This window comes from Ruegeria sp. BHSA162 (assembly GCF_059613385.1).
Genome location: NZ_JBXWSK010000098.1, coordinates 1 through 11,762, shown reverse-complemented (window position 1 = coordinate 11,762; position 11,762 = coordinate 1). Strand labels below are relative to the sequence as shown.

Genomic DNA, 11,762 nt, shown 5'->3' with positions numbered 1-11,762 from the left:
GTTTTGTCGGCCCTTCCCCTAGGCCAGTTGATCCGCGAAATGTGTCAGCAGCTTGTGTTTTAGGATCTTGCCCGTGGGCGCGGCCGGCAAGGACGTAGCCAGCACGATCCGGCTGGGCCGTTTGTAGCCCGCAAGACGTCCCGCCACGAACTCCGCCAACTCTGCCTCTGACACAGCGTCGGTTTCTGCCACCTGGACAAAGGCCAGCACCTGTTCGTCGCCGCCCACCCGATGCCCGATCACCGCAGACTGGATCACCTGCGGATGGTCGTTCAGCGCGGTCTCGACTTCGGGCGGATAGACGTTGAAGCCGCCGTGAATGATCAGTTCCTTGGCGCGGCCGACGACGTGCAGATTGCCCTGCGCGTCGAGGCGGCCGAGGTCACCCGTGCGCAACCATCCCCGGACCAGAACCCGGCCCGTTTCCTCGCCGTTGCGATAGTACCCCTTCATCACATGCGGGCCGCGCGTCAGGATCTCGCCCACGCCATCTCCGCCGCCGGGTATGCTTTCGTCAATGTGCAGCTCGACCCCCGGCAAGGGCGGGCCGACCGAGATATCCGGATCCCCGATCCGGTTGTGCGAGGCGCAGATCCCCGCCGTGCTTTCGGTCATGCCATAGCCATTCTGCAGTGCGACGCCATAGAACGCCTCGGCCTTGCGTTTCCACGCCGGATCCAGCGGGGCAGCCCCGGACGAGGTGTAGCGCAGGGCGTCCGACGGCAGCCGCTCCAACCCCTGTTCCTTAGCATATTGCATCAGCAGCGCATGCATCTGCGGCACACCCGAAAACACCGTGACACCCGCGTTCAACGCGGCAAAGGCGCGGTCCGCCGCGAACCGGGCATCCAGCTGGACGAAGGCCCCGGCCAGCGCCGACCCGGTGACGATCGAGGCCAGCCCGAAGATGTGCGAAATCGGTAGCACGCCATAGACCACGTCATCCTGCGTCAGCCCCCGGAAATTCGCCGAGGTCAGCCCGCCGAACCGCAGGTTTTCGTGGGTCAGCATCACACCCTTGGGCGTTCCGGTCGTGCCGGTGGTGAACAACATCGCCGCGACATCCGCCAGATCGGGGTCGGGCGCGCTCGGGTTCGGCGCGGCCAGGTGCATCTGCCCGAAGCCCCCGGAAACAGGCTGGGCCCCGGCCATTCTCGCATGGTCGCACGCCTCCGGCGACTCCTCGGACGTGAACAGGATCACCGCCGGGGTGATGTGATCCACGATGCGTGCCAACTCAGCCGCGGTCTGACGGGCGTTCACCGGCACCACGCAAGCGCCGATCCGGGAACAGGCAAACAGCGCGGCCACTGCCGTACAGCAATTCTCGAGCACCAGCATGACCCGATCGCACGGGCGCACCCCCGAGGCCAGCAGGATGCCTGACAGCTCGGAAATCGCGCGGTCGAGGTCGGCAAAGCTCCAATTGGCGCCGAACCCGTCGGCAAAGGCGCGGGCCTGCGGTCGGGTCCGGATCTGGGCATCCGGATAGTCGTGCCATTTGTTCATGTCCCTTCGCCCTCCCCTGCGCCGGAACCGGTTTTTCGCTCAGCGTTTCGTGGTGCGCTTGAACACCCCCGCCCCCGTCGCGATCAGGGTTCCGTCGTCGGTGTGCAACTCTCCGGTCACATAGGCCACCGTGCGCCCGCCACCCGTTGCGCGACCCGTGGCCGTCACGCGCCCCTGGCGCACTGCCGCCACATAGCTTGTGTTCAGCGACAGGGTCAGAACCAGCGGATGTTCGTCCCGGTCGAACCAGGCCGAGGCGGTGTTGCCGCAAGCCACGTCCAGCAGCATGGCGATGATGCCCCCATGCAGGATGCCCTGGCTGTTCAGGTGATCCGCCCGGATGGTCAAATGGCACCGCGCCCGGCCGTCGAGGTCGGACAGATCCACCTCGAACCCGATCGCGTTCTGGCAGCCCGACCGGCGGACCTTTGGGTCGTCTTCAGGCCGCGCCGAGTGCAATGAACCGCTCCAAATGATAATCCGCGTCGCCGAACCTGTGATCCGACATGACGATCCGCTTGGCAATATGCGCAAGCTCATATTCCCGCGTCATGGCGATGCCGCCATGCATCTGGATCGTTTCCTCGGCCACCAGCCGGCCCACCCGCGACACCAGGTTGCGGGCCGCGGCGATCTGCCGGTCGCGGTCGGGCGCTTCAAGGTGACCGGCCGCGTTGATCACCGCCGAGCGCGCCTGCTCCAGCTCGATCAGCATATCCGCGAACCGGTGCTGCAGGGCCTGAAAGGTCCCGATCGGGCGGCCGAACTGCTTGCGCGTCATCAGATATTGCCGTGTCAGGTCCACCGCGATTTCCATCGCGCCCAGAACCTCGGCGACCAGCGCGACATTGGCTGCGGCCACAACGTTCATCAGCGGCTCGAACCCCTGCCCCGCCGCGCCCAGACGCGCGGTTTCCGGCAGGCGCACATCGTCCAGAGTGACCTCGGCCGCGCGGCCCCCGGCCAGCATCGGATACCCGCGCAAGCCCAGACCCGGTGTGCCAGCAGGCACCAGAAACAGCGAAATGCCGTCCAGATCGAACGGCCCGCCCGTTTCGCGCGCGGAAACGATCAACTGCCCGGCGGCCTCGGCATTCACGACCACGGCCTTGCGCCCGTTCAGGATCAGGTCCGTGCCGTCGGTCCGCACGGTGGTTTCGACCCGGCTCAGGTCATACCGGCTGGCAGGCTCACCATGCGCCAGCGCCAGATGCAACGCGCCCGAGATCACCTGATCCAGCAGGGCCCGCTGATCGGGGCTGCCCACCTGCGCGATCAGCCGACCGCCCAGAATGCAGCTGTCCAGAACGGGCTCGACCACGCCAGCGCGGCCCAGTTCCTCGAACACGGTGGCGATGTCAAAGCCCGCCCCGCCGAACCCGCCATCCGCTTCGCCGAACAGCGCGCCCAGAACGCCCAGATCGGCCAGTTCGCGCCAGATGTCGGCGCTGAACCCCGCCGTGCTGTCCAGAATGTCGTTGCGCACCGGAGTCGTATATCGGTCGGCCAGATAGCGCCGCAGCGTGTCCTGCAGCATCTGCCGTTCTTCGGTCAGGTTGAAATCCATCTCAGCCCCCCATCTTGACCTTGGCGATGATCCCGCGCTGAATCTCGTTCGACCCGCCGAAGATCGACAGTTTCCGGTTGTTGAAATACTGCGCGGCGACCGGCGTGGCATAGTCCGGCCCGATCGGGTCGTTGTCGCCTGCCACCGCCTCGGAGGCGAAAGGCATCGCATAAGGCCCCACCGCGCGGCGGGCCAGGTCGTTGATCTCCTGCCGGATGATCGTACCCTTGACCTTCAGCATCGAGCTTTCGACCCCCGGTGCCTGTCCGGCCGCAGCCTTGCTGATGATGCGCATGTTGGTGGTGGCCATGGCCATCAGGTCGATCTCGACCCGTGCCAGCCGGGCGGCGAAATGCGGGTTCTCGATCAGGGGGCGGCCATTCGCGGTTTCGATCCGGGCAATCCGCTTGACCATGTCCAGCCCCGCCTGGCTGAAGCCGACACCGGCGATGTTGGTGCGTTCATGCGTCAGCAGATACTTGGCATAGGTCCAGCCCTTGTTCTCTTCGCCCACCAAGTTTTCGACCGGGACGCGCACATCGTCAAAGAACACTTCGTTGACCTCGGGCGTTCCGTCCAGCAAGACGATGGGGCGCACCTCGATCCCCGCCGTGTTCATGTCGATCAGCAGGAACGAGATCCCCTCCTGCGCCTTGGCCTCGGGGTCGGTGCGCACCAGGCAGAAGATCCAGTTGGCGTATTGCGCCAGCGTGGTCCAGGTCTTCTGGCCATTGACGACATAGTGGTCGCCGTCCCGCACCGCGCGGGTCTTCAGCGAGGCCAGGTCCGACCCGGCACCCGGCTCGGAATAGCCCTGGCACCACCAGTGTTCACCATTCAGGATGCGCGGCAGGAAATACTCCTGCTGTTCCTTCGAGCCGAATTTCTGCAGCACCGGGCCCAGCATCGACAGGCCAAACGGCACGATGCGCGGCGCAAAGGCGGCGGCGCATTCCTCCTCGAAGATATGGCGCTGAACCGCATTCCACTCGGCGCCGCCAAACTCCTTCGGCCAGTTGAAATTCAACCAGCCGCGCTCGTTCAGCGTGGCGTGCCACCACTCATACCCTTCCTTGCCGATGTTCCGGCCAGCCCGGATCTTGTCCGAGATCTCCTTGGGCAGCTTTTCGGCCAGAAAGGCTCGAACCTCGTCGCGAAAAGCCTTCTCCTCGTCCGTATAATTCAAGTCCACAGCCGCCCTCCTCCTCGATGCGATCGGAACCTTGCCTGCTCGGCCCTACGGGCCGGGCAGCGCCGGGCCGGCCCTCGATGGGCTGGCCCGGCGCCCCTTGCTTCAATAGATCTCGAACAGACCAGCCGCGCCCATGCCGCCGCCGATGCACATGGTCACGACACCCAGCTTGGCCCCGCGCCGCCGCCCTTCGCGCAGCAGATGGCCGACCATACGCGCGCCGGTCATGCCGAATGGATGCCCGATGGCGATCGAGCCGCCGTTCACGTTGCATTTCTCGTCATCGATCCCCAGACGGTTGCGGCAGTAAAGCGCTTGCGAGGCGAAGGCCTCGTTCAGCTCCCACAGGTCGATGTCCTCGACGCTCAGACCATGCCGTTCCAGCAGGCGCGGCACCGCAAAGACCGGGCCGATGCCCATCTCGTCGGGCTCGCAACCCGCCACGCAGAACCCCTTGAACGCGCCCATGGGCTCCAGCCCCCGCCGCTCGGCCTCGGCGCTGTCCATCACGACCACCGCGGCCGCGCCGTCCGACAGCTGGCTGGCATTGCCGGCAGTGATGTAGTTTCCGGGGCCGCGCACCGGCTCGAGTGAGGCCAGCCCTTCCAGGGTCGTGTTCGGCCGGTTGCATTCATCCCGGTCCACGGTGACCTGTCGGTGCGAGACCTCGCCCGTCTCTTTGTCCTTGACCGCCATGGTGGTCTGCATCGGCACGATCTCGTCGTCGAACTTGCCCGCCGCCTGAGCCGCCGCGATACGCTGCTGCGACCGCAGGCCGTAGGCGTCCTGTTCTTCTCGGCTGATGCCATAGCGCTCGGCCACGATGTCGGCGGTCTCGATCATCGTCATGTAGATCGCCGGCTTGTGCTCCTGAATCCACGCCTCGGGCACGGGGCGGGTCTTCGGCTGGACCAGCGAGATGCTCTCGACCCCGCCGGCCACGATGGGGCCCGCGCCGCCCTCGGTGATGGCCTGCGCCGCAAGCGCCACGGTCTGCAGCCCCGACGAGCAGAACCGGTTCACGGTCATCCCCGAAACGCTGACCGGCAGCCCGGCCCGGATGGCGATCTGGCGGGCGATGTTGCCGCCGGTCTCGCCTTCGGGGAAACCGCAACCGATGATGCAATCCTCGATCTCGGCCCCATCCAACCCCGAGCGCGCGACCGCGGCCTGAACCGCGTGGCCGCCCATCGTGGCGCCGTGGGTCATGTTGAACGAGCCCCGGAACGACTTGGCCAGCCCGGTGCGCGCGGCGGATACGATTACGGCTTGTTTCATCACTCGGCGTCCGTGTTCAGATCGTCAAAGCTGCGGCCCTCGGCCACCAGTTTTTCCAGCAGCGGCGCGGGCTGCCAGAAATAGTCATCTTCGGCCGACCAGGCGCGGATGTCGTCCAGAATACCCGGCAGGCCCTGCAGATCCGCCCATTTCAGCGGCCCGCCGCGATAGCGCGGGAACCCATAGCCATAGAGCAGCACCACATCCACGTCCAAGGGGCGGCGGGCGATGCCCTCGCCCACCACCTTGGCGGCCTCGTTGACCATCGCGACCATATATCGCCGCACGATCTCGTCATCCGTGAATGTGCGCGGGGTGATGCCCTGCGCCGCGCGGTCGGCCGCGATCAGGTCCAGAACCTCGGGGTTCGGCGTGCCGCCGCGCTTGCCTTTTTCATAGACATAGAAGCCCTTGCCGGTCTTCTGCCCGAAATGCCCGGCCTCGCACAGTTTGTCGGCATAGCTGCTGTCGCGGGCGCGCGGGTCCTGCCCCTCGGCGCGTTTGCGTTTACGCACCGCCCAGCCGATATCCAGACCGGCCAGATCGGACACCGCGAACGGCCCCATGGCAAAGCCGAAATCGGTCAGCGCCTTGTCGATCTGGAACGGGCTTGCCCCGTCCAGAACCATGTGATCGGCGCAGGTGCGATGGGTGCTGAGGATCCGGTTGCCGATGAACCCGTCGCACACCCCTGCGCGCACCGAGACCTTTTTCAGCGGATGCCCCAGCGCAAAGCCGGTGGCGACCACCTCGGGCGCGGTCTGGTCGGCCACCACGATCTCCAGCAGCTTCATCACATGCGCGGGCGAGAAGAAATGCAGCCCGATCACGTCCTGCGGCCGCGTGGTGGTGGCGGCGATCTCGTTGACGTCCAGATACGAGGTGTTGGTCGCCAGAACCGCCCCGGGCTTGCAGACCGCGTCCAGCTGAGAAAAGACCTGCTTCTTGACGTCCATATCCTCGAACACGGCCTCGATCACCAGATCGACGGCGCTCAGCGCGTCATACCCAGTGGCAAGCTGCAATTGGTCCGACAGGATCGCGTCATGCTGCTGCTGGCTGATCTTGCCGCGCTTCAGGGCCCCTGCCAGGTTTCCGGCGATCCGTTCCTTGGCCGCATGGGCGGCCTCCTGCGTCATCTCCAGCAAAGTCACGGGCAGACCCGCCAACAAGGCGGCGGTGGCGATCCCCGCGCCCATCGTGCCGCCGCCGATGACCCCGATCTGATGCACCGGACGCGGCTCGACACCCTTCAGTTCGGGCAGTTTGCCCACGGCGCGTTCGGCAAAGAAGGCGTGGATCAGGCCCTTGCGCTGATCCGATTCCATCAACTGCATGAACAGTTCCCGCTCGCGCGCCATGCCCTCGGCAAAGCTGGGCGCCTCGCAGGCGGTTTGCACGGCACGCACGGCAACGGCGGGGGACAACTGGCCGCGGCCCTTCTTCAGAACGGCCTCGTAGACCGCATCGAAATCGACGGGGTCCGGCGCAGGCATCTCTCCGACCGCGCGGCGGGGCGCACCCGAGTCAAGCAGCTCCTGCGCATAGGCCAGCCCGATCTCGCGCGGGTCGCCATCCTGCACCTTGTCGATCACGCCCAGCTTCAGCGCCTCGTCGGCGCGGACATGGCGACCGGTTGTGATCATGTCCAGTGCGGCCTCGACCCCGGCCACGCGCGGCAGACGCTGGGTGCCCCCGGCACCGGGCAGGATGCCCAGATTAACCTCGGGCAGGCCGACCTTGGCCGAGGGAACCGCGATGCGGTAGTGGCTGGACAGCGCAACCTCGAGCCCGCCGCCAAGCGCTGTGCCGTGCAGCGCCGAAACCACCAGCAGGGGCGAGGCCTCGATCCGGTCGCACAGGCCCGGCAGCCAGGGCTCTTGCGGGGGTTTGCCGAACTCGCGGATATCGGCCCCCGCGAAATAGGTCCGGCCCTTACCGTAGATCAGCACCGCCTTTGCGCGCTCGGCCTCGGCCCGTTCGATTCCGGCCAGCAGGCCCCGGCGCACATCCACGCCAAGCGCATTGACCGGCGGGTTGTTCGCCGCCAGCACCGCGATATCGCCAATCCGTTCGTATTCCACCGCCTCGGACATCAGACTTGGTCTCCTCTTGCCAACCCCAGCTTGTTCCGCATTGCGGAACAATATTCCGCAACAGATTGAACCCGTCCGCGCGCGGGTTCAACCCCTTATACCCGACTGCGCCGCCGGGCCGCATTTGTTGCCGGCGAGCAGGCCCCAAACAACTTGTGAACCGGATCGCGGAAAACCGTGCTAGGCTTTGCCCACCCGGCCAATGAATTCGGCCCGGAACGAAAACAGATTGCAGAACAGGGAGTTTTGAAATGTGTGACGTTTGCGTAATGAACGCGGTGAAAGACCGGATGCTGTCGCGTCGATCCTTTTTCAAGGCTGGCGCAGCGATGGCGGCAGGCACGGCGCTTGGGACGGTGGCTGCCCCACCAGCGCTTGCGGCCGGCCATGGCGAGGTGCTGGACATGACCCATGTCTACGATGCCGATTTCCCCACCTATTTCGGCCAGCCGGGGATCGAGGCGACACAGGCCTTCAATTTCAAGGAACATGGCTTCAACCTGTTCAACCTGGCCGTCAACGAACACACCGGCACGCATGTCGATGCCCCGCTGCATTTCTCGGCGGATGGGCAGTCGGTGGACGAAATCCCGGTGTCGAACCTCGTTTGCCCTCTGTGCGTGGTGGACATTGCCGCCCGCGCGGCCGAGGACCCGGATGCGCAGGTGACCCCCGACGATCTGAAGGCGTGGATCGCGGCGAATGGCGACATCCCCGATGGCGCCTGCGTCGCCATGCATTCGGGATGGGCCGCCAAGACCGCCACGCCCGAATTCCGCAACGTCGACGGGGACGGCATGATGCATTTCCCCGGCTTCCACGTCGAAGCGGCGCAGATGCTGATCGAAGGAACCGGCGCGGTTGCTCTGGCCGTCGACACGCTGTCGCTGGACCACGGGCCATCGGCCGATTTCGTGACGCACTACGCGTGGCTGCCCACCAACCGTTACGGCATCGAGAACCTGGCCAATCTCGACAAGGTGCCCGCCAGCGGAGCGACGCTGGTGGTCGGCGCGCCGGCCCATCGTGGCGGGTCGGGCGGCCCGGCGCGCATCTTTGCGATGGTCTGAGCATGGCAACGGTTCGCCTGTTGACGGACGAAGAGGTCAGCGCCGAGGCGCTGGCCGTCTTCGATGACATCCGCGCCACCCGCAACACCGATTACGTCAACAATTTCTGGCGCGCTCTGGCCCATGACCCGGCACTGCTGAAAACGACGTGGGAGCGGCTGAAGACCGTCATGGCCCCCGGCGCGCTGGACCCGCTTGTGAAAGAGATGCTGTATGTGGCGGTTTCGGTCGCCAACAATTGCGAATACTGCGTGCACTCCCATTCGGCCGCGGCCCGCTCCAAGGGCATGACCGATCAGATGCAGGCCGAACTGCTGGCGGTGATCGCGATGGCCAGCCAGACCAACGCCCTGGCCACCGCTTTGCAGGTGCCGGTGGACGACCAGTTCAAGGTCTGAGGCGGCGCCTGTCGGGCCAGACTTGCACCAGATGCACAGCGGCTATTCCCTCAAGTGTCTAGCTGCACTGCAGCATCAGGTCTAAATCTCTTTGGTCACATACAGACCAGAGAGGCTCCGCTCATGGCACAGACAAGCACGCACCGCCCGGCAATCCTGAACCTGTTCTCGGCCGTCGCCGATGTGTTCAGCGGCATCTATGATGCTTTGATCCGCATGGGCGAAGCAAATGCCAAGGTCATCAAGATCAAGCAACTCAGCGAGTTGACCGACGAAGAACTGGCTGCGCGTGGCCTCAAGCGCGAAGACATCGTTCGCCTGGTGATGGCGGGCGTCTACTAAGACACGCCCGCGCCCTGCATTTCGGCCACGGCCTGCGCGGCCTTGGTATAGGTGGCTTCGCACAGGTCAAAGTCCGCCTCGGTCAGCGCCAGGGACGGATAGGTCTTGCCCGGCGACTTGAACATCCCGTTCTGCATCAGAACCGTATTGAACAGGGTTGCTCTGGCCGTGTCCGCGCAGACCACATCGCGATAATCCCGCACCTTTCCTTCCGTGAACACGATTTCGAACAGGGTCGGATCGCCGACGACGCGATGGGCGACCCCCTGCTTGTTCAGCGCGGCCGAGGCCATGTCCATCAGACGCTGACCATTGGCGCGCAGCCGGTCGTACTGACCGGGACGGTGCAGCACCTCCATCGTCTTGAGCCCGGCCACCGCGGCCACCGGATTGCCCGACAGAGTCCCCAACTGCATCAGCCATTTCTCCGCCCCAACGGCGGATTTGTCAAAATAGGCCATGATCTCGGCCCGCCCGGCGATTGCGGCGAGCGGAAAACCGCCGCCGATGATCTTGCCCAGCGTGGCGATGTCCGGGGTCACGCCATACAGCTCCTGCGCGCCGCCATAGGCGAAACGAAACCCGGTCACCACCTCGTCGAAGATCAGCACGATGCCGTACTTGTCGGCCTCGTCCCGCAGAAGCTGCAAGAAGCCGGGTTCGGGCGGGATGATGCGTTGCAAGGGCTCGACGATGATGCCCGCGACCTGGTTGCCGTGCTCGGCCAGCAGCGAGCGGATGTAGTCCGGGTCGTTGAACGGCGCGATCAGCATTTCGGCCTGAACGCTGGCCGGTATGCCCGCGCTGTCGGGAACCGCCTGCGGGAAATTCACCATCCGTGACGGGGCCAGGCTCATCTGCGCCTCGGCGCTCATGCCGTGATAACCGCCTTCGAACTTCACGATCTTGTCGCGGCCGGTAAAGGCGCGGGCCAGCCGGATCGCGTACATGTCAGCCTCACCGCCGGACGAGACATAGCGGATCTGATCGGCGCAGGGCACGGCGGCGCAGATTTCCTCGGCCAGTTCGACTGCGCGCGCGTTGTTGGCGAAGAACGTCATGCCATTGGGCAACTGTTCGGCGACGGCCTCCAACAACTCGGGGTGGCCGTGGCCCAGCAGCATCGGCCCCGAGCCGATCAGCAGGTCGACATATTCCATCCCGTCTTCGTCCCAGACGCGGCTGCCCCGGCCCTCGCGGATGAAGACCGACGGGTCGAAATTGCCAAAGCCACCGCCGGGCAGCACCGCGCGGGCGCGTTGACCCCAATCGGATTGGCTGAGATGTCGCGGCATGGTCGCCTCCCTAATCCAGTATCACGTCCGGCGCGCCCAGGAATTCGCGGTCTGGCGCGATGCCCAGGCCGATCCCGTCGGGCGGCGCGATCCGGCCGCCCTTGCGGGTCGGGCCATCCGGCGCCAGCCGCGGCGCGACATAGCCCGACAGGTCGCACACGTTCATCAGGCGCGCCGGTTCAGTTGCTGCGCCCAGATGCAACAGGGCGGCGGTGGTGATGTCAGATCCCCAGGTGTCTTCGACGCACATCTTCGCCCCCAGATGCAGGCACAAATCACGCGCACGGCGCGCAGCCGACAGCCCACCGAATTTCGACAGCTTCACCGCGACCGCATCCATGCAGCCCAGCGCATGCGCAGCCATCAGGCTGGCGGTGTCGTGTGCGCCCTCGTCCAGCTTCATTGGCAGGCCGGTGGCGGCGCGCACGCGGGCGCAATCCTCGATCGTGGCACAGGGTTGTTCCAGCATCACATCCAGATCCGCGACCGCCCGCCCCACCCGGCTGGCATCCAGAGACGTAGCGCCGCAGTTCCAATCGCCATAGACCAGCGGCCCGTCTCCCACCGCCTCGCGCACCAGACGCAGGCGCTCGACATCAGCCTGCCAATCGGCATCCGCGCCCAGCTTGACCTGGAACTGGGTGATGCATTGCGCCTGCGCCTCGCGGGCGATGCGGGCCATCTCGGCCGGGGCGATGCAGGTTATCGAGTGATAGAGCGGCATCGTTCGCGCCCGCCGACCACCCAGCAGCGCGTGCAGTGGCAGCCCTGCCACCTGCCCCGTCAGATCCCACAGCGCGATGTCGATCGCCGATTTGGCATAGACATGCCCCGGCAGGTGCCGGTCCAGCCGTGCCATCAACGCCTCGGGTCCGATCGGGTCGGCGCCCAGCAGAACCGGGGCCATGTCCTGAACCGCCGGGGCCACGCCGCGCGCATAGGCGGGCAGGTAATGCGGAATCGGGCAGACCTCGCCCCAGCCGGTCAGATCGTCATCGGTGTCCAGCGCCAGAAC

The 11,762-nt window shown here is 65.8% G+C and carries 11 protein-coding genes; 3 read left to right on the top strand and 8 right to left on the bottom strand.

Annotated elements, in window-relative coordinates:
* Positions 1–18: 18 nt before the first annotated feature.
* The 6 genes from AC2FM5_RS17790 to AC2FM5_RS17765 form a co-directional block, all read right to left on the bottom strand.
* Positions 19–1,509 carry a class I adenylate-forming enzyme family protein gene (locus tag AC2FM5_RS17790; protein WP_496737185.1) on the bottom strand — a complete coding sequence of 497 codons (1,491 nt, stop codon included), beginning with the start codon at positions 1,507–1,509 and terminating at the stop codon, positions 19–21.
* Positions 1,510–1,548: 39 nt separating this feature from the next.
* Positions 1,549–1,968, bottom strand: a complete 420-nt coding sequence (locus AC2FM5_RS17785) for a PaaI family thioesterase (protein ID WP_496737182.1) — start codon at positions 1,966–1,968, stop codon at positions 1,549–1,551.
* Complete coding sequence (locus AC2FM5_RS17780; protein WP_496737180.1) at positions 1,949–3,076, bottom strand: acyl-CoA dehydrogenase family protein; 1,128 nt, start codon at positions 3,074–3,076, stop codon at positions 1,949–1,951. Before AC2FM5_RS17780 ends, AC2FM5_RS17785 begins: the two co-directional genes overlap by 20 nt.
* 1 nt (position 3,077) lies before the next feature.
* On the bottom strand, positions 3,078–4,268 hold the full coding sequence (locus tag AC2FM5_RS17775; RefSeq protein WP_496737178.1) for an acyl-CoA dehydrogenase family protein: 1,191 nt from the start codon (positions 4,266–4,268) through the stop codon (positions 3,078–3,080).
* A 102-nt stretch (positions 4,269–4,370) separates the two neighbouring features.
* On the bottom strand, positions 4,371–5,546 hold the full coding sequence (locus tag AC2FM5_RS17770) for an acetyl-CoA C-acyltransferase (protein ID WP_496737176.1): 1,176 nt from the start codon (positions 5,544–5,546) through the stop codon (positions 4,371–4,373).
* Positions 5,546–7,642, bottom strand: coding sequence for a 3-hydroxyacyl-CoA dehydrogenase NAD-binding domain-containing protein (locus AC2FM5_RS17765; RefSeq protein WP_496737173.1), 2,097 nt, complete (start codon positions 7,640–7,642; stop codon positions 5,546–5,548). Before AC2FM5_RS17765 ends, AC2FM5_RS17770 begins: the two co-directional genes overlap by 1 nt.
* Before the next feature lie 251 nt (positions 7,643–7,893).
* Between AC2FM5_RS17765 and AC2FM5_RS17760 the strand changes: the two genes are divergently transcribed.
* The 3 genes from AC2FM5_RS17760 (at position 7,894) to AC2FM5_RS17750 (ending at position 9,452) form a co-directional block, all read left to right on the top strand.
* Positions 7,894–8,712, top strand: a complete 819-nt coding sequence (locus tag AC2FM5_RS17760; RefSeq protein WP_170365241.1) for a cyclase family protein — start codon at positions 7,894–7,896, stop codon at positions 8,710–8,712.
* Positions 8,713–8,714: 2 nt separating this feature from the next.
* Entirely contained in the window at positions 8,715–9,110 is a 396-nt protein-coding gene (locus AC2FM5_RS17755) for a carboxymuconolactone decarboxylase family protein (RefSeq protein WP_170357026.1), read from the top strand.
* 123 nt (positions 9,111–9,233) lie between these two features.
* Positions 9,234–9,452 carry a hypothetical protein gene (locus AC2FM5_RS17750; RefSeq protein WP_093964526.1) on the top strand — a complete coding sequence of 73 codons (219 nt, stop codon included), beginning with the start codon at positions 9,234–9,236 and terminating at the stop codon, positions 9,450–9,452.
* Here AC2FM5_RS17750 and AC2FM5_RS17745 read toward each other — a convergent pair.
* Together AC2FM5_RS17745 and AC2FM5_RS17740 are read right to left on the bottom strand one after the other, a co-directional pair.
* The gene (locus tag AC2FM5_RS17745) at positions 9,449–10,747 is read right to left on the bottom strand and encodes an aspartate aminotransferase family protein (protein ID WP_496737169.1); all 1,299 of its coding nucleotides are present in this window, start codon (positions 10,745–10,747) and stop codon (positions 9,449–9,451) included. The genes AC2FM5_RS17750 and AC2FM5_RS17745 overlap by 4 nt on opposite strands.
* 10 nt (positions 10,748–10,757) lie before the next feature.
* The coding region (locus AC2FM5_RS17740) for a mandelate racemase/muconate lactonizing enzyme family protein (protein ID WP_496737167.1) at positions 10,758–11,762 on the bottom strand (1,005 nt) is incomplete at its 5' end.

What these genes read in the sequence shown, in the direction of transcription:
- AC2FM5_RS17790 (WP_496737185.1), bottom strand. Translation starts at nt 1,509, where the DNA reads ATGAACAAATGGCACGACTATCCGGATGCCCAGATCCGGACCCGACCG.
- AC2FM5_RS17780 (WP_496737180.1), bottom strand. Translation starts at nt 3,076, where the DNA reads ATGGATTTCAACCTGACCGAAGAACGGCAGATGCTGCAGGACACGCTG.
- AC2FM5_RS17770 (WP_496737176.1), bottom strand. Translation starts at nt 5,546, where the DNA reads ATGAAACAAGCCGTAATCGTATCCGCCGCGCGCACCGGGCTGGCCAAG.
- AC2FM5_RS17765 (WP_496737173.1), bottom strand. Translation starts at nt 7,642, where the DNA reads ATGTCCGAGGCGGTGGAATACGAACGGATTGGCGATATCGCGGTGCTG.
- AC2FM5_RS17760 (WP_170365241.1), top strand. Translation starts at nt 7,894, where the DNA reads ATGTGTGACGTTTGCGTAATGAACGCGGTGAAAGACCGGATGCTGTCG.
- AC2FM5_RS17755 (WP_170357026.1), top strand. Translation starts at nt 8,715, where the DNA reads ATGGCAACGGTTCGCCTGTTGACGGACGAAGAGGTCAGCGCCGAGGCG.
- AC2FM5_RS17750 (WP_093964526.1), top strand. Translation starts at nt 9,234, where the DNA reads ATGGCACAGACAAGCACGCACCGCCCGGCAATCCTGAACCTGTTCTCG.
- AC2FM5_RS17745 (WP_496737169.1), bottom strand. Translation starts at nt 10,747, where the DNA reads ATGCCGCGACATCTCAGCCAATCCGATTGGGGTCAACGCGCCCGCGCG.